Below are 20,849 nucleotides of genomic sequence, written 5' to 3'. Positions count from 1 at the left end.
GGCAGTATGACAAAGGGCACAACAAATGAACATGGTGTCCAACGGTGCAAAGCATCAGGGCTGAAACGGGAATGAGGAATGGCGGACCAAATCGCGGCGCCACGCCCTCAACCGCCCCCGCGACTGTGAGCAGCGAGTGGTTTTTCATATCCACTGGGGCCAATCTGGCCATCGGGAAGGGGAAAAACCGCTGTGACCTGCGAGTCAGGAGACCGGCCATGTACTGGACTGAAACTTTTGTCGTCGGGTGTGACGACGTGGAGAAAATGATGACAACAAAGACACTGAACAAATCCGCTGCAGGCACTGGTTTTGCACCAGCTCTGTTTGCCGTGATCCTTGGCCTGGGTATTGTCACCCTGACCGGTCACGTACAGGCCTCTGCCCTGCATGACGCGGCCCATGACGTCCGTCACGCAACCGGCTTCCCCTGCCACTAAGCAGATGATGAACCGTATCTTGACCAGCGCGTTGTTCGCTGGTGCTGCAGCAGGGTTGTTAACCGCTCTGCTGCAGCTTCTTTTTGTGCAGCCTGTTCTTTTGCATGCCGAACTCTATGAGAGCGGCGAGCTGGTGCATTTTGGCGGTGCCGCGGTTTCGGCGCATCCGGATCTGCCCGGCTTTGACGTCATGCGCAACGGGTTGAGCATCATTTTCACCATGCTGACCTACACTGGCTATGCGCTGGTCATGGTTGCCATGATGTCACTTGCCGAGAGCAAGGGCCATGTTGTCACCGCACGGGCAGGCATCCTCTGGGGGCTGGCAGGTTTTGTCACCTTCCATCTGGCGCCGGCGCTGACCCTGGCACCAGAAGTGCCCGGCGTAGCTGCTGCCGATGTCTTTGACCGCCAGATCTGGTGGACAGCAACCGTGGCTGCTGCCGGCATTGCCATGTGGCTCATCGCCTTTGGCGGCAATCTGGTCTCTTATGCCATTGCCGTGGCGCTGCTGCTGCTGCCGCATCTGATTGGCGCCCCGGAGCCAGATAGCTTTACCGGTCCGGTTCCAACCGAGATCGGCGCGCTGTTTGCCGCACGCGCCCTTGGCGTTGGCATGGCCGCCTGGGTTCTGCTTGGCACCTTTGCCGGCCATTTCTGGCAATCGGAAGCGCCGCGCACCGCCGCAGCGTAATCGAAAAAACCTCCGTCGGTGCATCTCCACCGGCGGAGGTTTCCGTTTCAAAGGATCAAGAATGTCCCGCTCCCTCGCTCTCTTTGCCATTGGTCTTACCTTTGGCAGCGGCATTGGTTTTGTTGTCGCTGCCGGCAATGGAATCACTTTCACCGGCCACGACCACGGCGACCCTGCCCAGCACGGCGGCGCAGAGCACCATGCCCATAGCCAACCTCTGATGATCACCCCAGGCAGCACCGCGCCCAAAATCGCAATAGACGTCCACAAAGACCCGATGTCCGGCTGGAACCTGCAGGTCACGACAGAGAATTTCCTCTTCTCGCCCGAGCATGTCTCTACCGCGGATCGCCCCGGCGAAGGCCATGCCCATGTCTATATCAATGGCAGCAAGCTGACCCGGCTCTATGGCAACTGGCTGCATCTGGGCGATCTGCCCAAGGGCAGGGTCGAAATCACCGTAGGGCTGAACGCCAATAGCCACAGCCCGCTGATGATCGGGACAGACCCGATTGCTGACAGCGTGATCATCGACAACCCCTGACCCCCTTGATGCCCCGGTTGCAGCCCCGGTCTGCCGCCTGACCTGACGCGAAGTCGATACAAAGCGGCCCGATCCCGCGAAGCAGCCGGATCCGGGCTTGATTATGCTCAAACACGGCGCCATAGCGGGCCGTGTTTCTTTTTGGCAGGAGCCCAACAGATGAACAATGACAGCACGGCCGCCATGATTGAGCTCTCGCTCATTGGCATTGGCACCGGCAACCCGCAGCATCTGACCCTGCAAGCGGTCGCCGCGCTCAATGCCTGCGATCTGATCCTGATCCCGCACAAGGGCGCGGGCAAAGACGACCTCGCCGGGCTGCGCCAGCAGATCTGTGCCCAGGTGATCCAGCCCCCCGGCCCGCGCATTGTTGAATTTTCCCTGCCGGTGCGCGACCCTGCGATCCGGGACTATACCGCCCGTGTGGATCACTGGCACGATGCCATTGCCGAGGTCTGGATCAAAACCATCCGCGACCACTGCCCCGGCGGCAAGGTCAGGGTTGGCTTTCTGGTCTGGGGGGATCCATCGCTATATGACAGCACCATGCGCATCGCCGAGCGCCTGAAGGCCACGCAGGATATTACGCTAAAGGTCATTCCCGGCGTAACCTCGATCCAGGCGCTGACCGCCGCCCATGCCATCCCGTTGAACGAGATTGGCGCGCCCTTTACCGTGACCACCGGGCGACAGCTGCGCGAGAACGGCTGGCCTGAGAGTGCCGATACCCTGGTGATCATGCTGGATGGGGAATGCTCGTTTCAGGCCATCGACCCCACAGGGGTGGACATCTGGTGGTCCGCCTATGCCGGCATGGAAAACCAGATCAGCCTCTCTGGCCCCTTGGCTGAGGTCGCCGAACAGATCATCCAAACCCGCGCCCAGGCCCGCGCCGATCACGGCTGGATCATGGATATCTACCTGCTACGCCGCACATCCCCCGCTTAAGACGCTGGGTTCAAGGCTGCGCCAGCCGCCGCCCTGCCAGCCACAGCGACGACAGCCCCGACAGGACAATCACGCAGAGCCCCAAGAGCGCCACCCAATCAGGCCAGGTGCCAAAGACAACACCGCCCAGCACCGTGGCAGCCAGCAGCTGGCTGTAGATCAGCGGCGCCACGACATTGGCAGGGGTTGTCCTGTTCACCAGCACCAAAAGGAAATTCCCCGCCGCCGATCCAAGGGCGCTGATCAAGACCAGCCCGGTCTGCGTTGGGTCCAGACTTTGCGGCAGCGCCTCGAGGGTAAAGGGCAGCAGCACAACAGCGCCAATAATCAACTGTGATATCAGCAAGAACCGAGGTCGGTACTGCCCTGCAAGGCTGCGCGTTGCCACCAGGTAGGACCCATGGAAACAACCCGCCAGCACGGCGAACCCCATACCGGCCTGCATGCCGAACCCCGGCTTCACCACCAAAAGCACACCGCCAAAACTGACCAGCAACAGTGCCACCCGGCTTGGATCTGCGCGCTCTTTCAGCACCAGCGCTGACAGCGCAAAGGCCACAATCGGCCCAACAAAAAAACCGCCAAAGACATTGGCAATCGGTTCGGTACGCAGAGCCGTCAAAATGCACAGGATGCCAGTGGCGATCAGCAGACCGCGCAACAGGATACGCCAATCTAGAAACCCGCGCAGCTCTGCCGCTTGCAAGCCGCTAAAGGGGAGAAGCACCACCGCCGCCACGGCAAAACGCGACCAGGCCACGAAAAATGGGCTGGCCCCCGCCATGGTCAGAGTCTTGCCAGCGGCATCACCGGTGACAATCAGGGTCATGGCCAGGACAACCACCCCCAGAACCCGAAACGGAATATGTGAGGTCATCGGCGCTCTCCTAGAGGGGGGGGGGATCGCGGCACCCGTCATCCCAGCCAATCCTTACGCAGGATGGCATCGCGCAGCGCCATCAGATCCTGACGTAACTGCGGCAGGCCGATGGGTCCGCCAAGGCACACGCGCAGGGCTTCACTGGGGGGGGCAGTAACGGTGAAGGCATCGCTGGGCATAATGCCAATCTGATGATTGGCCATGCGACCCATGATTTCTGCCCGGCTGGTGCCTGCGGGCAAATCAATCCACAGGTTAAAGGCCTCGGGCGCGCCACGCAGTGCGCAACCGCTCAGGCAGCTCTGCGCCAGCGCCTGTCTCTCTGCAGCTGCGCTGCGCACAAAGGCCTGGATCTCGGCAGCGGTGCCCTCTTCGATCCAGCGCCCCAGCAGCGCCAGGCTGAGTGGCGAGGCCATCACATTGATGCTGCGCAGGGCCTGCAAGAATCCGCCCATATCCGCCCGTTGCGGCACCGTGGTATAGGCAAGCCGCAGCCCGGCGCCAAAGCATTTGGAAATCCCTGCCACATGCCAGGCCAGATCAGGCAGAGACTGGGCAAGGGGCGGCGGCGCATTACGCGCGACAAAGCGGTAGGCATCATCCTCGATAAGCGGCATCTCATGCCGTTTCAACACCTCGGCAATCTCGCGGCGGCGACCCTCACTCAGGGTCTGGGTCGTTGGGTTTTGCAATGTCGGGTTGAGGTAAAGCGCCACTGGCCAATGGCTGGTAATCGCCTGGTCCAGCGCCTGCGGGCACATCCCGTCCTGATCAGCAGCAACTCCCACCAGACGCAGACCCAGGCGGGCTGCGATGGCGCGAATACCTGGGTAGGTCAGGGTCTCACAAAGCAGCACCTGCCCCGGCTCGCTTAGTTGCGTCAATATCGCATAAAGGCTGGCATGGGTCCCCGGTGTGATGGCAAAGCGATCCGGGGCATATTCCAGCCCATTGGCCTGCATCCAGCTCTGGGCAATGTCGCGGTCGGCGACACTGCCCCGCACCGATTGATAGCGCAGCAGCGGTACAAGATTGGCAGCAATATCGGAGACGCCAGCAGCCATCCGGGCGACCAGCACCGGATCGCTGGGCTCTGGCGGCATATTCATCATAGGGTCTTCTTCCAAAACCCGGCGCGGATCTGGCGGAGGCAGGGTTTTGTCGGGTTCTGTAGCGACCTCAGGTGCGCGCACAAAGGTCCCGCGCCCAACAAAGGATTCGATATCACCCCGGCGCACGGCTTCGGCGTATCCCCTTGAAACCGTAGAAAAATCAACGCCCAAATCCTGTGCCACCCCGCGCTGTGGCGGCAGGCGGTCGCCTGGATGCAGCACCCCGGCGCGGATATCGGCGCGAATGGCGTCGGCAATCTCCACATAGCGCGGCCGATCAGATCCCGGCAGGGTTGGATGCCATTGTTTCAAAACTCTCTCCCTTGGCAGGCGGTCCGATGGCAGGCTGTGCAGCGCTTTTGGATCCGGGCGCACCCGCAGGCGGTTCCCCGGTGCAGTCAAATTGATGGGTAATTGATTGCATAATTGATTGCAATCAATTTTCGGACCTTTTAGAAACCGTGCAATACAGGAGAGTCGCCATGACCACGCCCCAGTTCACCGCAGACACCACCCCCGACATCACGGCGACACCCTCGCAAGATAAAGCCCCTGCACAAACCACCCCGGCAGACGCAGAGCCGCGCCCCTGGAAACCCGCTGTCCTGCGCGGGCTACGGCTGCGCTGCCCCAACTGTGGTGAAGGCAAGATGCTGCATAGCTACCTGAAAGTAAAAGACAGTTGTGAGAACTGCGGTCAGCCGCTACACCACAACCGCGCCGATGATGGCCCGGCCTACCTGACCATTCTACTGGTGGGCCATCTGCTGGGGTTCGTACTGCATATCACCTACATCACCTACCGCCCCGATCCGCTGACCCTGGCCTTGATCATGTCTGTGGTGACCATCGGCGCCTCGCTGACGCTCTTGCCCCGCATGAAGGGGCTGGTTGTGGCCTATCAATGGGCCAAACGCATGCACGGCTTTTAACGCCAGCCCGCCTTCCAGCCAACAGCCGGTGACGTTTCCGATAGTGCAAGCCAGTATGGACCAATCCAGCGGTCGCCTGCAACGCGGTGACCTGCTCACGCCCTATCCCTGCGGCAAACGCATGTGTTCCCGGTCGACCGATCATCGATCACCTGGACCCTCTGAAGGCCAGGATCACCCTGGCGAGGCCGCTCCTGCGGATATCAAGCGGTCTGTCGGCTTGGCAGCCACGCTTATTGCACCTGCTGGCTGGGGCTTTCCTGCAAAAGCAAAAGCGCCTCCCACTCCTCCACCAATACACGTTTCAACGTGTCCATTGGAATGGGTTTGTAGAGATTTCGCCCAACCGAAAGATTTCTGGCCCGCGCCATCAATTTCGCCGCCAACATCGGGGCATCTGCGCCCCCGGTCATAAACCGAAATCGCAGCGGGCGCGAAATATTAGTCAGCTCTTCAATCACTTCGATGCCGTCTTTTTCTGGCATATTGATGTCAACCAATACGACAGCGGGATCTTGGCCAGACAGAAGAAGCGCAAGCAATTCATTGCCATTAGCGCAGGTATACACTTGCCACCCAGCGCGGCTTGCCACCGCCTGAAGGTATTCGACGAATTCGTAATTATCATCGGCGATATATAGTTTTCGTTCTGGCATTTCCGAAAACAGACCCCACTGAACATGAACTTGCAACACTCTACATGTAATAGACAAAATGCAACAAGCCGTTTTACTTTATCTTTCGACCCAACCGAACCGATCACACCTATAACACTGCGAATGCTAGAGAACTTTACCTTGTATTAAAGGCAAATTTTATAATTCTTGCAGAAGTTCAGCGTAAATAATAACGGCGCCCTAATACGGCTTTGCTTCACAACTCGGATTTTGACCGGATCTTCCTTTCCCCGGACAGATTTATCCTGCCCCCCCTGTGACAGGTCTGCCGAGCGCCCGCACATCCAGCGGTGCCTCGTCGACGCTGATGTGGATCTTGCACCATATTCGGCGTTTTGGGTCGCCATGTTTGCCCGCTGGCGGTGGCATCCAGGTCATCTCTGAATCGAACCAGATCGAAACCGATCCGCGTTGCTTCAGTGCATTCGCCAGTAGGCTCGAACTGGTGGCATCTTCACTGTCTCACGATACGAAGGCCAATTCCTGGTCTTGTACTTCGTAGATGCCCACTGCTCATGCCTTCCAGCTATCAAGCTGAATGCACACAGCGAATCCCTCAAGTAATTTGTGCAACAAAATCCAGATGGTGCAGAAATATCCGAAGGGCGAGAGACAAAAGCGCCTGGCAAAGGAGGCGCAAAGCCTTCGAGAACAGAACATGACGTGGGAAGCAAAGTGGGAAACCCACAAATCGGCCTAACCCGATCGGCGTGTCAAGAACCTGTAAGTGCTTGATTTAGTGGCGGGGAGACAGGGATTCGAACCCTGGGAACGCTCTCACGTTCAACGGTTTTCAAGACCGCCGCATTCGACCACTCTGCCACCTCCCCGGTCTGCGGGCGGTTTAAGGTGCGGCACTCCAACACGCAAGAGAAAATTACCGGCTCTGCGCTGTCGATCCGCTATTGTGGGGAAATATCGGAACTTTACCTAGTCGGGCCATCACGACGCGCAGAAAGATGCCCATCGCCCGGCTTTCACAAATGGCGCTGCACCATAGGGTTTTCATGCCAGCCATCGCAGGCTATCATCCGCCAAATCCCAGAGATGACCGGGAAACCCGGCAAGCGCGCTATGGCGTGGAAGAGCAGAGGCAAGGAAACCATCATGACACACCCCATGCCAAGACGAAGCCCCGGCGCGGGCCTCACCTTTGCGGCGCTCTCGCTGCTGATCCTTGGCGCCTGTGAAGAGGGACCCAACCTCTCTTTTCTGTCACCCAAAACAGCAAAGCCCGAGGTGGCAAGCTCCAGCAGCACCCAGCTGGTAGAGCGCGACGTCGAAGCGCCGGATGTCTTTCAGGTGAACGAGGCCGGGCTCTGGGATGGGCGCCCATCGCTGGGCGGGGTCTGGGTCGCGCACCCGGATGCCAAAGATCCAGAACGGGTGATCATTCGCAACACCTCCAATGGCAAATTCGTCATCGGCGCCCTGTTCCGCCGCGAGCGTGAAATCCCCGGTCCGCGTTTGCAAACCTCCTCGGATGCGGCAGCGGCGCTTGGTATGCTGGCCGGGGCGCCGGTTGAACTGAATGTCACCGCCCTGCGGCGCGAAGCCGAAGAGATGCCCGCAGATCCACTGCCCGCCGCCACCGGCGGAGATGCCCCCCTGGAAGCAGAGGCCGCCAGCGCCCTGAGCACCGATGACATCGAGGCGAGCCCGTTGGACCCGATTGCCAGTGCCGCTGCCGCCATCGAGGCCGCACCAAGCCAAAGCGCGCCGCAAGCGCCCGTCGCACAGCGCGTCTCTTCCCTGGCCAAACCCTATATCCAGATCGGCATCTTCAGCGTGGAAAGCAACGCCAAGAACACCGCCGGCCAGATGCGCAATGCCGGGCTGATCCCCACGGTTCTGGCGCAGACCAGCAACGGCAAGCCCTTTTGGCGGGTGGTGGTTGGTCCGGCCCAGTCAAGTTCGGAACGCAGCCATCTGCTGAAAGCCGTCAAAGCCGCCGGATTTACCGATGCTTATGCCGTCACCAACTAATTCCCATACCCCCGACCCTCAGGAGGACGCAGGCGTGAAATCACCGTTTCGCCCCATTGCCAAACAGCTTCTGGCCGCCGCCCTTGGGCTCTGCCTGACTGCACTACCGCTGGCCGCCTTTGATACCCGCGCCGAAGCCGCCTTTGTCTTGGATCAAGGCACCAATACCGTGCTGCTGTCGAAAAATGCCGAAATCCCTCTGCCCCCCGCGTCAATGTCAAAGTTAATGACGCTCTATGTGGCCTTCGAGGCGCTGCGCGATGGCCGTTTGACCCTGGATGAACAACTGCCCGTCAGCGCCCACGCCATGAGCTATGGCGGATCAACCATGTTTCTGGACACCACTGACCGGGTGCGTGTCGAGGATCTGTTGCGCGGCATTATCGTCTTGTCCGGCAATGATGCCTGCGTGGTGATTGCCGAAGCGCTGAGCCCCGATGGTACCGAGGCCGGGTTCGCCCGCTACATGACCAAACGCGCCCAGGAGCTGGGCATGAACAACGCAAGCTTTGCCAATTCCAACGGCTGGCCTGCGGCCGGGCATCGCATGTCGATGCGCGATCTGGGCATTTTGGCGCAGCATCTGATCGAAGATTTCCCGCAGTATTACCCGCTGTTTTCTGAAGAAAACTTTGCCTTTGATGGGCGCGCCCCCTCTAACACCCGCAACCGCAACCCGCTTTTGGGGCTGGGCATTGGCGCAGATGGGCTCAAGACCGGCCACACCAGCGAAGCGGGCTATGGGCTGGTCGGCTCTGCCGTGCAGGGGGATCGCCGGGTGATCTTTGTGATTTCGGGGCTGGACAGCACCAAGGCCCGCGCAGAGGAGGCCGAAGCCGTCGTTAACTGGTCGTTTCGTCAATTTGCCAAAAAGATCATCGCCAAAGCCGGCATCCCGGTTGCGCGCGCAGAGGTCTGGCAGGGAGCTGAACAATCGGTAGGGTTGGTGCCACAAACCGATCTGGAAATCCTGCTACCAGCCTTGGCGGGCAAGGAAATCGCCGCCGAGGTGGTCTATTCCGGCCCCATCAATGCGCCTATAAGCAAGGGCGATCCCCTGGCAGAACTGGTGCTGCAGCCCGATGATCTGCCGGAACTGCGCCTGCCTCTGGTGGCCGCCGAGGACATTGCTGCAGGCGGTTTTTTTGTCCGCATCAAGACCGCTGCTCAGGTTCTGTCAAAGCGGCTGATCAATGGACCAGAGGCCACAGAGTGAGCCCGGTCGAGTCAGAGGCGCAGGCCAGCGCCATAGCCGAAAAAGGCCTATTCCTGACCTTCGAAGGCATTGATGGGTCGGGTAAATCCACCCAGTGTCAGCGCCTGGCCGCAGCCCTGCGCGCCGCAGGCCATGACACGCTTGTCACCCGCGAGCCTGGCGGCTCTCCTGGAGCAGAAGAGATCCGCCGGATGGTGCTGGAAGGCGACCCCGACAAATGGTCCGCCGAAACCGAAATCCTGCTGTTCACCGCCGCGCGCCGGGATCATCTGGAACGCACCATCGCGCCCGCGCTGGCGGCGGGCAAGGTGGTGATCTGTGATCGCTTTGCCGATAGTACCCGGATGTATCAAGGGCTGTCGCGCGGCGACCTGCGCGCCACCGTCGACCAGCTGCACAGCCTGATGATCGGCCGCGAACCCGACCTGACCCTGCTAATAGACATGGACCCCGCCACCGGCCTGGCCCGTGCCAAGGGACGTCAGGGTTCGGAAGAACGGTTTGAAGATTTCGGCCTAGCGCTGCAGGAAAAAATGCGTGCCGGGTTTCTTGCACTTGCAAAGGAATTTTCCGATCGCTTCTGCGTCATCGACGGCAGCCAGGACATCGACAGCGTGGCAGCGGATATTCTGCAGCAGGCCACTGCGGCGCTTGCCGCGCGCGGCACCGCAACACCATGAGCCGTGCCACCAAGACCAAAGAGGCAGAGGCCCTGCCCCGTGCTGATCAAGCGCTCGGCGCGCCGCATCCACGGGAAACCGCGCAGCTGTTTGGCCAGGACCGGGCAGAGCAGGATTTCCTGACCGCCTTCAATTCCAATCGCCTGCACCACGGGTGGTTGCTGACCGGGCCGCAGGGCATCGGCAAGGCTACCCTGGCCTGGCGCATTGCCCGCTTTCTGCTGGCCACCCCGCCTGCCGACGAAGGGCTGTTTGGCGCGCCACCGCCGGTAACATCGCTGTCGGTAGACCCAGAGCTACCTGTCGCTCATCGCATTCAGGCCCTGGCAGAGCCGGGGCTGGCCTCCATCAGCCGCAGCTATAACGACAAGGAAAAGCTGCGCGACCAGATCGTGGTGGATGATATTCGCAAACTGAATCGCTTTTTTGGCCTATCCGCCACCGATGGCGGGCGCCGGGTGGTAATTGTAGACGCGGCGGACGACATGAATATCAGCGCCGCCAATGCGCTGTTGAAAATGCTGGAAGAGCCCCCCGCCCGCACCACCATGATCCTGATTTCTCATCAGCCTTCGCGACTGCTGCCCACCATCCGATCGCGCTGCCGCAGCCTTCGGCTCGCGCCGCTCGGCCCCGATGACATGCAGGCGGCTCTGGCCCAGGCAGGGGCGGAACTACCAGAAAACACGGCGCATTTGGCGGCTCTGGCGGCGGGATCCGTCGGGGCGGCTCTGCGCCTGTTGAATCTTGGCGGGCTAAAGACCTATGGCGAGCTGGTGCAGATCATGACCACCCTACCCCGGCTGGACCGACAGCGCACCATGGCCCTGGCAGAAACTGCCGCCCAGCGGGGCGCGGCAGAGAAGTTTGAGCTCTTGCTAACCCTGATCGAAATCGCGCTGGCGCGACTGGCGCGCACCGGGGCCATGGGCCAGCCGCCCCAGCCCGAAGCCGCCCCCGGCGAAAGCGCCATGCTGTCCCGCCTGGCCGCTACGCCGCACCAGGCGCGCGCCTGGGCCGACCTTTCCGCCGAAGCAACGGCGCGGGCGCGGCATGGCCAAGCAGTGAACCTTGACCCGGCTTCACTTGTCCTAGATACGGTTTTCAAGATGCAAGAGACCGCGTCCCGCTGACCCACCAACGGCAGCGCCCGGATCCGGCCAATGACGACAAGACGAGGCAGGCATGACGAGCACCCCTTCCCAAGCTATGACCCAAGGGCTGGCACAGATCACCGATAGCCATTGCCACCTGGATTTCCCTGATTTTGAAGGCGAGTTGGAGGCCGTGGTCGACCGCGCCGCCCAGGCCGGGGTGACCCGCATGGTCACCATCTGTACCAAGCTCAAGAACGAACCACAGGTCCGCGCCATCGCCGAGGCCCATCCCCCGGTGTTCTATGCAGCAGGCACCCATCCGATGAGCGTGGCAAGCGAACCCATGGCCAGCTTCGACGAGCTGACTGCCCTGGCCGATCATCCGAAATTTGTCGGCATTGGTGAAACCGGGCTGGATTACCACTACACGAGCGAAAGCGCCGAAATGCAGCAGCAATCGCTGCGGATCCATATCGCCGCCGCGCGCGAAACCAAGCTGCCGCTAATCATTCATGCCCGCGCTGCCGATGACGACATGGCGCGCATCCTGCGCGAAGAGATGCAGAACGGTGCCTATAGCTGCGTGATGCACTGCTTTTCCTCCTCGGCTGCGTTGGGGCGTACGGCGCTGGATCTGGGGTTTTATCTGTCGATGTCCGGCATCGCCGCCTTCCCCAAGAGCCAGGATCTGCGTGATATCTTTGCCGCCGCGCCGCTGGATCGCATTCTGGTCGAAACTGATGCGCCCTATCTGGCGCCACCACCGCATCGTGGCAAACGCAATGAACCCGCCTATAGCGCCCTGACCGCGCAGATCGGCGCCAAGGCCTTTGGTCTGGACTATGCCGATTTCGCCGCCGCCACCCAGGAAAATTTTGACCGCTTGTTCTGCAAGGCCGCCCGCTATGAGGCCGCGGCCTGATGGCTGAGCTGCGCTACACAATTCTGGGCTGCGGCTCTTCTGGTGGGGTGCCGCGGCTTGGCGGCCATTGGGGGGCCTGCGACCCGCAAAACCCCCGCAACCGCCGCCGCCGCTGTTCCATGCTGGTTGAGCGGGATGGCCCAGATGGCACCACCACGGTGCTGATTGATACCAGTCCGGATATGCGCAACCAGCTGCTGGACGCCGAGGTCGGGCGGCTGGACGCGGTAATCTACACCCATTCTCATGCAGACCATGTGCATGGCATTGATGATCTGCGCATGATTGTTTTCAACATGCATAACCGGGTGCCGGTCTATGCTGATGGCGAGACGCAAAATGCGCTGTTGTCGCGGTTTGGCTATGCCTTTGTGCAGCCCGAAGGATCGCCCTATCCGCCAATCCTGGAGCTGCGCACCATCGACGGCGCGTTTACCATTGACGGGCCGGGCGGGGAAATTCCGTTTCTCCCGTTTGAAGTCAATCACGGCGCGATGGATGCCTTGGGCTTTCGCATCGGCTCTCTTGCCTATCTGCCAGATGTGGCCGAGATCCCCGATCACTCTCTCGCTGCATTGGCAGGGCTGGACTGCTGGGTCCTGGACGCGCTGCGTCGCACCCCGCACCCCACCCATTTCAGCCTGGAACAGGCCCTGTCCTGGATCGCGCGGATGCAGCCTAAGCGGGCAGTCCTGACCAATATGCATATCGATCTTGATCACGACACGATCGCGGCAGAAACCGATGACCACATTACCCCCGCCTATGACGGAATGGTGATCCGCTGCCCGCTCTAGCTGCCATTTGACTTTGGTCGGGCCAAGGCTGACGCCTGGGTGCCGACTGCAAATTCATTCTGCCCCTCGGGTCTTGGCCCCGACGGTGTCCGCGTATTGATGCCACCTATTGGCCGACAGGAGATTACAATGCTGCAAAGCTTGATTGATGTCATCCTGCCAGTATTTCTGGTGGTTGCAGCGGGCTATATCGCAACACAGAAAGGATTTTTCAGCCCGGCGCAGATTGATGGGCTGATGAAGTTCACCCAGGGGTTTGCCATCCCCTGCCTGCTGTTTCGCGCCATGGCCAATCTGGACCTGTCCAGCAGTTTTGACCCGGCCCTGTTGATCAGCTTTTACACCGGGGCGGCGGTGTGTTTCTGCATCGGCCTGACCGGCGCACGGCTGATTTTCAAACGCGATTGGGAAGACTGCGTCGCCATTGGCTTTTGCTGCCTGTTCTCCAATTCCGTCCTCTTGGGACTGCCAATCACGGAGCGCGCCTTTGGGCCAGAGAACCTGACTGGCAACTATGCGATCATCGCCTTTCACTCACCCTTTTGCTATGGGCTGGGTATCACCGCGATGGAGGTGGTCAGAAACCGCGGCGCTGGCGGGTTCAAGACCGTTTCTTCGGTGCTGACCGCCATGTTCAAGAATGTTCTGATCCTGGGCATTGCCCTTGGTTTTGTCTTTAACTTGGCCGGGTTGTCCATTCCTGGTGCAGTTGATGCCGCGCTGCAATTGCTGATCCGTGCGGCGCTACCGACAGCGCTGTTTGCCCTGGGTGGGGTGCTGGTGCAATACCGCCCCGAAGGCGATCTGCGCACCATCGGCTTTGTCTGTGTGACCGCCCTGATGGTGCACCCCAGCATTGTCTGGCTCATGGGCGGCACGCTTGGGGTCAAACAGGATCTGTTCCGCTCTGGTGTGCTGAATGCGGCCATGGCACCGGGCTTCAATGCCTATATTTTTGCCAATATGTATGGGCGGGCCAAGCGGGTTGCCGCCTCTTCGGTGCTTATCGCAACTGCCGCTTCGGTGCTGACGATCTGGTTCTGGCTGCTGGTGCTAAGCTAACCATCCAGAATGCAAACCCGCGCTAGGGTCGCGGGTCCATCAGGCCCCGTTCAAACTGACGCGGCATCAACCCGGCCTGAAACCAGGTGATGAAACTGTGAATGGTAAAAACCGGCAGCCCGGTGACACGGCGCAGCATTGCAGCATAGGGCACCATATTGGTACATTCCAGCACCAGCGCCCCCAGATCCGGATTTTGCCCAATCAATGTCTGCGCCGCATCGCGAAGAATGTCGTGGGTGAAACAACGCAGCCCCTCGGGACTGCCGATGGGCGTATCCTCGGGGGCCCCCGCCGCGCGCAGATGAGCCGGGGTCAAAGAGTGGTCTGAAATGGTCAGGACCCCCACCCTCTTGCCCGGCGGCAACAGCGCCTGCACCATGGGGATCTGCATCAACGAGGACGTCGCCACCGGCACACCGAGGGCCTGTTTCACCTGATCCTGGATCAGCGCCAGAAAGCCACAGCTGGTGGTGATCCCATCGCAGCCCATGGCCAGCAGATCGCGCCCGGCCTCAATGAATAGATCGGCAATCTGGCCGGGATCCTGGCGCACCGCCAGATCCGGTGTAGCGCCGCGCACCACCCGGTAGTGCACCGGAAAATCCCAGCTCAGAGCATTGCCAATATCGCCCGGAATGCGTGGAAACTGCGTCTCAAGCATCAAGATCCCAACCGCAGCCCCATAGACTGTCTTGCCCCCTGCTGCATGCTGTCTCTCCGCTGGATGCCCCGTAAATTCGCCATATCCCTAGCAGCTTTACCCAGGCCGGGCATCCCCCAAGAGACCCGTTTCTGATGGCGCACCACGGCCTCCAACCCCAGAGATCCGCCCGGCCCAAGCCCCGCGCCTGCGGAACGCGCACCGCCGCACAATTTCGCCCGCAGCCACACCAACGCCATAAGATATCATTTGAAATGCCCCCGCGAAATCGGCATGGTCTGGGAAAAGATTAGTCCTTTGACAGGGCTTAGGCGACAATCCATGTGAAAACCATCCACCCACCGCAAGCGCTCAGCCGCGATCAAAAAGGCCACCTAGAATGACGACACAACATACAATCGTGGTAGGTGCAGGCATCGTCGGCGCGGCCACCGCGCTCTGGCTGAAACGCGCCGGGCATGACGTCACCCTGATCGATAAAGGCGAACCTGGTATGGGGGCCTCTTATGGCAATGCCTGTATTCTCGCCAGTTGCGCCATTGTGCCGGTGACCACGCCCGGCCTGCTGCCCAAGGGGCCAAAATATCTGCTGGACCCCAAGTTCCCCCTATTCCTGCGTTGGGGCTATACGCCCAGGCTGCTGCCCTGGCTGATGAAATATCTCTCGCATGCAAATGATCGCGACACCCGGCGCATTGCAAAATCGCTGACCCATATTATTGGCGACAGCGTCGAACAGCATCAGGCGCTGACTCTGGGCACCCCGGCGGCCAAGTGGATCCAGGAAAGCGAGTATAACTTTGCCTATCAGGATCGCGCTGCCTTTGAGGCGGATTCCTATGTCTGGGATCTGCGCCGCGAAGCCGGATTTGTCCCCGACCTGATCGAAGGCCCAGCCGTGCAGGAACACGAACCGGCCTTGGGGTCAAACACCAGCCTGCTGGCGGTGAACAAGAACCACGGCTTCATCCTGAACCCGGCGAACTACGTCAAGGATCTGGTCAAGCTTCTGGTGGAAATGGGTGGCACATTTGTGCAGGCAGAGGTCAAGAATTTTGATCTCAGCGGCGGGCATATTTCTGCCGTTGAAACGGATCAGGGACGCTTTGACTGTGACCAGGCGGTCATCTCTGCCGGGATCTGGTCAAAGCCTTTGATGCAAAAACTTGGTCTTTCGGTCCCAATGGAGACAGAGCGCGGCTATCACGTGGTTTATGAATCCCCCAGCATTACCCCGCGCGCGCCGCTGATGGTGGCCTCTGGTAAATTCGTGGCAACCCCGATGGATCAGGGGCTGCGCTGTGCCGGCATCGTCGAATTTGGCGGGTTGGACCCGACGCCGTCCAAGGCACCGCTTACCCTGCTGCGCCGCACCGTGGCCGAGACCTTTCCGCAGATGCGCGCCACCGGTGAGCAAGAGTGGCTGGGCTTTCGCCCTGCCCCTTCGGACAGCCTGCCGCTGATCGGCGAGGTTGGCAGCACTGGCGTCTATACCGCCTTTGGCCATCATCACATCGGCCTGACAGGCGGCGCAAAAACCGGACGCATGGTGGCCGGGCTGATAACCGGTCAGCCAATGAACCTTGACATGCACGCCTATGCCCCTGATCGTTTCAGGTAACACCGTTTGGCACCACCAAGAATAACAAGCTGACAAACAGCAAAATCGAACCTTCAGGGAGAACAGAAATGACAGCCAAAACCTCGCTCACAATGACCTTCACCGCGTCGACGCTGGCCCTTGCCGCCACGGGTGCCCTGGCCGAAAGCTGGGACATGCCGATGGCCTATGCGGCAACCAACTTCCATTCTGAAATGGGCGTGGTTTTTGCCGACAAGGTCCGCGACTACACTGGCGGCAATATTGACATCACCGTGCATGCTGGTGGATCGCTGTTCAAGGGCGGCGAAATCAAGCGCGCGGTGCAGACCGGTCAGGCCCCCATTGGTGAACGCTTCATGTCCGCCCATGCCAATGAGGCGCCGCTGCTGGGCTGGGATAACCTGCCCTTTATTGCCACCACCTACTCCGATAACGAAAAGCTCTGGCATGCCGCAAAAGACCGGGTGAATAGCCAGCTGGGCGATCTCAATCTTGTCGCGCTTTACACCTGCCCCTGGCCGGGCCAGGGCTTTTACTTCAACAAAGAGGTCTCCTCCTCCGAAGATACCCAGGGCATCAAGTTCCGCAGCTATAACACCGCAACCGCAACCTTTGCCGAAGAACTGGGCATGATCCCGGTGCAGGTTGAAGCCGCCGAGTTGAGCCAGGCCCTGGCCACGGGCGTCGCCGAGGCCTTTATCTCATCCGGCTCGACCGGGTATGACCGCAAGGTCTGGGAAAATCTGAGCCATTATTACAAGGTCAACGCCTGGTTGCCGCGCAACTATGTGATGGTCAACAAACAGGTCTGGGAAGGGCTGAGCGCCGAAACCCAGGGGCAGGTGCAAAAGGCTGCAGATGAAACCGGCGCGGCCTGTGCGGCCAAATCGGAAGAGCTGGCCAATTGGTACTTTGAGCAGCTCTCTGCAAACGGCATGACAGTCACCGATGCGGGCCCCGAATTCCTGGCAGAGCTGGAAGAGATCGGCGCCAAGATGACTGCCGACTGGCTGGCCAGTGCCGGAGAAGACGGCCAGGCCATTCTGGACGCCTATAACGCAAACTAAGCTAACCAAAAATCCGACGGCTCTGCCCCGGTGTGGGCGGAGCCGTCTTTTCTTTGACGTCTTTAGGGGATGGGCATGCGTGACTGGCAACCGTTTCTGGGCTTGCCCCTGTGGGTTTGGCTCTTTGTGATTCCAACAGTATTGGCGTTGGCCTGTCTGCTGTCGCCGACACCTATGAGCCGGGCATTACGGCCTGTGCAACGGCTGCTGGACCGGGTCTATCTGCTGTCAGGCATACTGGCCTCGCTGTGCATGATTACCATTCTTGCACTGATCCTGGCCCAAATGGTGGCGCGGTGGAGCAGCCTGACCTTCCCCGGCTCAACCGAATATGCCGGCTATGCCATGGCGGCGACCTCGTTTCTGGCCCTGGCCCATGCGCTGACCCGTGGCGCCCATATCCGGGTCTCGGTCTTTTTGAATATGGGCTATCGCTTTGGCCTGTGGCTGGATGCGGTGGCCATGTGGATTGCCGCCGTGACCGCCACCTATTTCGCCCGCTACGCGATCAAGACCAACATCATGTCGGAAATGCTGAATGATCGCACCCAGGGGCAGGATTTCACCCCGGAATGGCTGCTATCGTTTTTTGCCATGTTTGTTACAGCGCCCTCAAAATGGGGTACGCTCTGGGCTGAAACCGGATCCGACTGGGTCTATACCCCCGTCTGGCTGCCACAGCTGCCGATGTCGATTGGTACCGTCCTGTTGGCCCTGGCCCTGTGGGATTATCTGTGCCGTCTGCTGATCACCCGCAAGGCCAGCATCACATCGGAGGCCGTGGAATAATGGGCGAGATCTACACAACGCTTATCTTCATCTTTGTGCTGTTTGCGCTGCTTGGCAGTTCCGTCTGGATTGGGCTGGCGCTGATGGGTGTGGCCTGGTTCGGCATGGAACTGTTCACCACCCGCCCCGCAGGCGATGCCATGATCACCACCATCTGGACTGGGGCCTCCAGCTGGACCCTGACGGCGCTGCCACTGTTCATCTGGATGGGAGAGATCCTCTATCGTACCCGCCTGTCGGAAGACATGTTTCGCGGCCTTGCCCCCTGGATGCGCTGGCTACCGGGGGGCCTGCTGCACACCAATATTGCGGGCTGCACCATCTTTGCTGCAGTCTCGGGCTCTTCGGCGGCGACGCTGACCACCGTGGGCAAAATGTCGATCCCCGAGCTGCGCAAGCGCGGTTATCCCGAATATATGATCGTCGGCACCCTGGCCGGGGCTGCCACCCTTGGGCTGATGATCCCGCCCTCGCTGACGTTGATCGTCTATGGCGTTTCAATCAATGAATCGATCACCAAGCTGTTCCTGGCCGGCATTTTCCCCGGCCTGGTGCTGGCCAGCCTGTTCATGGCTTATATCATGGCCTGGCATTTTCTGGCCAAAGACCAGCGCCCCAAACCCGAGCCCGCGATGTCTTTTGGCGCCATGCTTGCCGAAAGCAGATTCCTGATTCCGGTGCTGATCCTGGTCACCGTCGTCATTGGCTCTATGTATCTGGGCCTGGCCACCGCCACCGAGGCCGCCGCCGTGGGCGTTGTCGGGGCGTTGACGCTGGCGCTATTGCAGGGCTCGCTCAACTGGGCGACCTTCAGCGCCTCTTTGATGGGGGCGACGCGCACATCGGCGATGATCGCGCTGATCCTGATGGGGGCCTCTTTCCTGTCACTCGCCATGGGCTTTACCGGCTTGCCACGGGCGCTGGCGGCCTGGATTGATCAGATGAACCTGTCCCCGCTAGTGCTGATCATTGCGCTTACCCTGTTTTACGTGGTGCTGGGAATGTTCCTGGATGGGATTTCCTCGGTTGTTTTGACCATGGCGATTGTGGAGCCAATGATCCGGCAAGCTGGCATTGATGTGATCTGGTTTGGCATCTTTATCGTGGTGGTGGTTGAAATGGCGCAGGTCACGCCGCCGATTGGCTTCAACCTCTTTGTCTTGCAAAGCATGACCCGGCACGAAATTTCCTATATCGCCAAGACCGCCCTTCCGATGGTGGGGCTTATGCTATTGATGGTAGTTATCCTGGTGGCCTGGCCAGAGCTGGCAACCTGGCTCCCCAACACCCAGCGCGGCGGGCCTGTCGGCGGATAGCGGATGATATCCCTGCCGGGCCTAGTCGCCCGGCAGGGACAGCTGACGTTGATGCCTGTGACCGTTGAGCTGGCCTTTCTGTGTCGGCACCTATTGGCACCCCACCTGCCGGAATAGCGTGCCCGCGCGGTGGACGGGGTGACCATTCCAGCCCTTGGCATCATTGTCATTGGCTTTGATGGGAGAGCTGGGGCCGACGCTGCACCACGCCCCTTACGACGTGTTCCAGTGGCGCTGCGTAGTGACCCTTGCCAACCCTGGGTCGCAGCGCCTGTGTTTTTGCTGGCTGCTGTGGCGCTGGGTCAGGCAGAACGCGGTGTCGACCGCTGTCGGTGCAGGCAATCGCAATTTTGCCCTGTTTCTGATCGCACTACCGGCCGCCACCACCGATCCACTGCCCATCTTTCTGGGCTGCTATCAGGTGCCAATGTATCTGACTACCGTGGTAATGCGTCGGACCTCTGCCAAAGCCTGGGCAACAGGCCGCTAACCTCCGGCACCGTCTCTCAGCTGGGGAAGATGCGCGCCATCTCTGCGTCAAAGCGCGCCCAGCTAAGCACCGCACGATTGCCAGCCAAGCCATGATAATAGGATTTACCAGTCGAGGTGGGCAGCCCGGCCCAGATCTTGGACAGGTTATGCATGAAATCGCGCCGGTCCATCTTGCGCGCCATCACCGCACTCAGGCCGGCCTCTTCCAGCAACTGATGTGCCAGACGGTCCTGTAACGCGGGGGAAAAGACCTCTCCGCGTTCAGCACCAATCTGACGCGCCAGACGTTTTAGGGTGGCGGGAATGAACTGATAGCGCCCGATGGCGTGCTGCTGTCCAGGGGTGCGTGCAATCCAGTCGTATATTTCTCCCAGCGTCAGCTGGGTTGGCTGTTTTTGCGGGCGGACCTTGGCGGCATGCTGCACCGCATCATATTGTGCGCTGCCGGCCTCGGCGCTGGCGATCAGCTGCATCAGCTTGGCCACCGCACCGCGGGCACTACCATTCTGGGGCATGGCGCGGAACAGGCTAGTGCCGCGCCGATCGGCAAAGAGGCTCGCCAGATTGGCTTGCACCGCTTCCATCTCGGCCTCAAGCTCCTGCCCCTGGAGATGGTCTTGACCCAGTGCTACCTCACCCGCCAGAACCGAAGCCGGACTATGGCGCGCCAACATCGGCTGCGCCGCTGTCGTAGATCCCTGACGAAAGAACCCTTCGTTGACGATAGAAAACTGTTCTGTCGCCCCAACAGCTGAAAAGCTGGCAGGCGAAAGAAAAAGAGCCAAGCTCAAAGAAATAAGGCGCGGGCCTAATTGGGATTTGCTCATATCAGCCTTCTGTCTGAAACCGCAGGTTCCTGCTGTGATATCGTGACAGAATTGAGATTTCCTTTACCAAGCCTCGGGGCGGGGCGCTAAAATGCCCCCCATCC

Annotated in this window: 21 protein-coding genes, 1 tRNA gene, 2 pseudogenes and 1 riboswitch; of the genes and pseudogenes, 17 read left to right on the top strand and 7 right to left on the bottom strand. The window is 60.3% G+C overall.

Annotated elements, in window-relative coordinates:
• The first annotated feature begins 15 nt into the window (after positions 1-15).
• Positions 16-235: riboswitch (cobalamin riboswitch) on the top strand.
• 34 nt (positions 236-269) lie between these two features.
• From LRK71_RS12100 to cobF, 4 genes are all read left to right on the top strand, one after another.
• Positions 270-440 carry a CbtB domain-containing protein gene (locus LRK71_RS12100; RefSeq protein ID WP_232404057.1) on the top strand — a complete coding sequence of 57 codons (171 nt, stop codon included), beginning with the start codon at positions 270-272 and terminating at the stop codon, positions 438-440.
• 4 nt (positions 441-444) lie between these two features.
• The gene (locus LRK71_RS12095; RefSeq protein ID WP_232404171.1) at positions 445-1,134 is read left to right on the top strand and encodes a CbtA family protein; all 690 of its coding nucleotides are present in this window, start codon (positions 445-447) and stop codon (positions 1,132-1,134) included.
• A gap of 61 nt (positions 1,135-1,195) precedes the next feature.
• A complete protein-coding gene (locus LRK71_RS12090; protein WP_232404056.1) occupies positions 1,196-1,678 on the top strand; it encodes a hypothetical protein in 483 nt (160 codons plus the stop codon).
• 183 nt (positions 1,679-1,861) lie between these two features.
• The gene (gene cobF, locus LRK71_RS12085; protein WP_232404170.1) at positions 1,862-2,626 is read left to right on the top strand and encodes a precorrin-6A synthase (deacetylating); all 765 of its coding nucleotides are present in this window, start codon (positions 1,862-1,864) and stop codon (positions 2,624-2,626) included.
• A 10-nt stretch (positions 2,627-2,636) separates the two neighbouring features.
• On the opposite strand, the gene LRK71_RS12080 is transcribed toward cobF, so the two are convergent.
• Together LRK71_RS12080 and LRK71_RS12075 are read right to left on the bottom strand one after the other, a co-directional pair.
• A complete protein-coding gene (locus tag LRK71_RS12080; protein ID WP_232404055.1) occupies positions 2,637-3,503 on the bottom strand; it encodes a DMT family transporter in 867 nt (288 codons plus the stop codon).
• A 38-nt stretch (positions 3,504-3,541) separates the two neighbouring features.
• Positions 3,542-4,930: an aminotransferase-like domain-containing protein gene (locus LRK71_RS12075; protein ID WP_232404054.1), complete on the bottom strand. Its 1,389-nt coding sequence runs from the start codon at positions 4,928-4,930 to the stop codon at positions 3,542-3,544.
• 170 nt (positions 4,931-5,100) lie between these two features.
• Between LRK71_RS12075 and LRK71_RS12070 the strand changes: the two genes are divergently transcribed.
• Positions 5,101-5,550, top strand: coding sequence for a DUF983 domain-containing protein (locus tag LRK71_RS12070; protein ID WP_232404053.1), 450 nt, complete (start codon positions 5,101-5,103; stop codon positions 5,548-5,550).
• A gap of 233 nt (positions 5,551-5,783) precedes the next feature.
• Here LRK71_RS12070 and LRK71_RS12065 read toward each other — a convergent pair whose 3' ends face one another.
• From LRK71_RS12065 to LRK71_RS12060, 3 genes and pseudogenes are all read right to left on the bottom strand, one after another.
• A complete protein-coding gene (locus tag LRK71_RS12065) occupies positions 5,784-6,206 on the bottom strand; it encodes a response regulator (protein WP_232404052.1) in 423 nt (140 codons plus the stop codon).
• A 363-nt stretch (positions 6,207-6,569) separates the two neighbouring features.
• Positions 6,570-6,757 (bottom strand): annotated as a pseudogene (locus tag LRK71_RS20550) (hypothetical protein); the annotation flags it as partial.
• A gap of 210 nt (positions 6,758-6,967) precedes the next feature.
• Positions 6,968-7,057, bottom strand: a tRNA-Ser gene (locus tag LRK71_RS12060).
• A 277-nt stretch (positions 7,058-7,334) separates the two neighbouring features.
• Between LRK71_RS12060 and LRK71_RS12055 the strand changes: the two genes are divergently transcribed.
• The 7 genes from LRK71_RS12055 (at position 7,335) to LRK71_RS12025 (ending at position 13,987) form a co-directional block, all read left to right on the top strand.
• Positions 7,335-8,213: an SPOR domain-containing protein gene (locus LRK71_RS12055; protein ID WP_232404051.1), complete on the top strand. Its 879-nt coding sequence runs from the start codon at positions 7,335-7,337 to the stop codon at positions 8,211-8,213.
• 34 nt (positions 8,214-8,247) lie between these two features.
• Entirely contained in the window at positions 8,248-9,429 is a 1,182-nt protein-coding gene (locus LRK71_RS12050; RefSeq protein WP_408636003.1) for a D-alanyl-D-alanine carboxypeptidase family protein, read from the top strand.
• Complete coding sequence (tmk, locus tag LRK71_RS12045; RefSeq protein ID WP_408636002.1) at positions 9,426-10,109, top strand: dTMP kinase; 684 nt, start codon at positions 9,426-9,428, stop codon at positions 10,107-10,109. The genes LRK71_RS12050 and tmk overlap by 4 nt, the downstream gene beginning before the upstream one ends.
• The gene (locus LRK71_RS12040; protein ID WP_232404050.1) at positions 10,106-11,242 is read left to right on the top strand and encodes a DNA polymerase III subunit delta'; all 1,137 of its coding nucleotides are present in this window, start codon (positions 10,106-10,108) and stop codon (positions 11,240-11,242) included. The genes tmk and LRK71_RS12040 overlap by 4 nt, the downstream gene beginning before the upstream one ends.
• 76 nt (positions 11,243-11,318) lie before the next feature.
• Positions 11,319-12,128 (top strand): TatD family hydrolase, encoded by an 810-nt coding sequence (locus LRK71_RS12035; RefSeq protein WP_232404167.1) that lies wholly within the window; start codon positions 11,319-11,321, stop codon positions 12,126-12,128.
• Entirely contained in the window at positions 12,128-12,925 is a 798-nt protein-coding gene (locus tag LRK71_RS12030) for an MBL fold metallo-hydrolase (protein WP_232404049.1), read from the top strand. Before LRK71_RS12035 ends, LRK71_RS12030 begins: the two co-directional genes overlap by 1 nt.
• Positions 12,926-13,054: 129 nt before the next feature.
• Positions 13,055-13,987 (top strand): AEC family transporter, encoded by a 933-nt coding sequence (locus tag LRK71_RS12025; RefSeq protein WP_232404048.1) that lies wholly within the window; start codon positions 13,055-13,057, stop codon positions 13,985-13,987.
• A gap of 22 nt (positions 13,988-14,009) precedes the next feature.
• Here the strand turns inward: LRK71_RS12025 and LRK71_RS12020 are convergent.
• Positions 14,010-14,690 (bottom strand): annotated as a pseudogene (locus LRK71_RS12020) (aspartate/glutamate racemase family protein); the annotation flags it as partial.
• A gap of 340 nt (positions 14,691-15,030) precedes the next feature.
• Here LRK71_RS12020 and LRK71_RS12015 point away from each other — a divergent pair.
• The 5 genes from LRK71_RS12015 (at position 15,031) to LRK71_RS11995 (ending at position 19,916) form a co-directional block, all read left to right on the top strand.
• Complete coding sequence (locus LRK71_RS12015) at positions 15,031-16,272, top strand: NAD(P)/FAD-dependent oxidoreductase (RefSeq protein ID WP_232404046.1); 1,242 nt, start codon at positions 15,031-15,033, stop codon at positions 16,270-16,272.
• Positions 16,273-16,340: 68 nt separating this feature from the next.
• Entirely contained in the window at positions 16,341-17,321 is a 981-nt protein-coding gene (locus tag LRK71_RS12010) for a TRAP transporter substrate-binding protein (protein ID WP_232404045.1), read from the top strand.
• Between the two features lie 75 nt (positions 17,322-17,396).
• On the top strand, positions 17,397-18,110 hold the full coding sequence (locus LRK71_RS12005; RefSeq protein WP_232404044.1) for a TRAP transporter small permease: 714 nt from the start codon (positions 17,397-17,399) through the stop codon (positions 18,108-18,110).
• Positions 18,110-19,426, top strand: coding sequence for a TRAP transporter large permease (locus LRK71_RS12000; RefSeq protein WP_232404043.1), 1,317 nt, complete (start codon positions 18,110-18,112; stop codon positions 19,424-19,426). Before LRK71_RS12005 ends, LRK71_RS12000 begins: the two co-directional genes overlap by 1 nt.
• A gap of 169 nt (positions 19,427-19,595) precedes the next feature.
• Positions 19,596-19,916: a hypothetical protein gene (locus tag LRK71_RS11995; protein ID WP_232404042.1), complete on the top strand. Its 321-nt coding sequence runs from the start codon at positions 19,596-19,598 to the stop codon at positions 19,914-19,916.
• Between the two features lie 16 nt (positions 19,917-19,932).
• Here LRK71_RS11995 and LRK71_RS11990 read toward each other — a convergent pair whose 3' ends face one another.
• Positions 19,933-20,745 (bottom strand): lysozyme family protein, encoded by an 813-nt coding sequence (locus LRK71_RS11990; protein ID WP_232404041.1) that lies wholly within the window; start codon positions 20,743-20,745, stop codon positions 19,933-19,935.
• Positions 20,746-20,849 lie beyond the last annotated feature (104 nt).

The sequence above is a fragment of the Pseudophaeobacter flagellatus genome (assembly GCF_021228235.1).
Taxonomy (GTDB): Bacteria; Pseudomonadota; Alphaproteobacteria; order Rhodobacterales; family Rhodobacteraceae; genus Pseudophaeobacter; species Pseudophaeobacter flagellatus.
Note: the sequence above shows the minus strand (reverse complement) of the source record. Positions and strands in the feature narration are given on the sequence as shown.

Coding starts and splice junctions, on each gene's coding strand:
- LRK71_RS12100 (WP_232404057.1), top strand. CDS start 270: ATGACAACAAAGACACTGAACAAATCCGCTGCAGGCACTGGTTTTGCA.
- LRK71_RS12095 (WP_232404171.1), top strand. CDS start 445: ATGATGAACCGTATCTTGACCAGCGCGTTGTTCGCTGGTGCTGCAGCA.
- LRK71_RS12090 (WP_232404056.1), top strand. CDS start 1,196: ATGTCCCGCTCCCTCGCTCTCTTTGCCATTGGTCTTACCTTTGGCAGC.
- cobF (WP_232404170.1), top strand. CDS start 1,862: ATGATTGAGCTCTCGCTCATTGGCATTGGCACCGGCAACCCGCAGCAT.
- LRK71_RS12080 (WP_232404055.1), bottom strand. CDS start 3,503: ATGACCTCACATATTCCGTTTCGGGTTCTGGGGGTGGTTGTCCTGGCC.
- LRK71_RS12070 (WP_232404053.1), top strand. CDS start 5,101: ATGACCACGCCCCAGTTCACCGCAGACACCACCCCCGACATCACGGCG.
- LRK71_RS12065 (WP_232404052.1), bottom strand. CDS start 6,206: ATGCCAGAACGAAAACTATATATCGCCGATGATAATTACGAATTCGTC.
- LRK71_RS12055 (WP_232404051.1), top strand. CDS start 7,335: ATGACACACCCCATGCCAAGACGAAGCCCCGGCGCGGGCCTCACCTTT.
- LRK71_RS12040 (WP_232404050.1), top strand. CDS start 10,106: ATGAGCCGTGCCACCAAGACCAAAGAGGCAGAGGCCCTGCCCCGTGCT.
- LRK71_RS12035 (WP_232404167.1), top strand. CDS start 11,319: ATGACCCAAGGGCTGGCACAGATCACCGATAGCCATTGCCACCTGGAT.
- LRK71_RS12030 (WP_232404049.1), top strand. CDS start 12,128: ATGGCTGAGCTGCGCTACACAATTCTGGGCTGCGGCTCTTCTGGTGGG.
- LRK71_RS12025 (WP_232404048.1), top strand. CDS start 13,055: ATGCTGCAAAGCTTGATTGATGTCATCCTGCCAGTATTTCTGGTGGTT.
- LRK71_RS12015 (WP_232404046.1), top strand. CDS start 15,031: ATGACGACACAACATACAATCGTGGTAGGTGCAGGCATCGTCGGCGCG.
- LRK71_RS12010 (WP_232404045.1), top strand. CDS start 16,341: ATGACAGCCAAAACCTCGCTCACAATGACCTTCACCGCGTCGACGCTG.
- LRK71_RS12005 (WP_232404044.1), top strand. CDS start 17,397: ATGCGTGACTGGCAACCGTTTCTGGGCTTGCCCCTGTGGGTTTGGCTC.
- LRK71_RS12000 (WP_232404043.1), top strand. CDS start 18,110: ATGGGCGAGATCTACACAACGCTTATCTTCATCTTTGTGCTGTTTGCG.
- LRK71_RS11990 (WP_232404041.1), bottom strand. CDS start 20,745: ATGAGCAAATCCCAATTAGGCCCGCGCCTTATTTCTTTGAGCTTGGCT.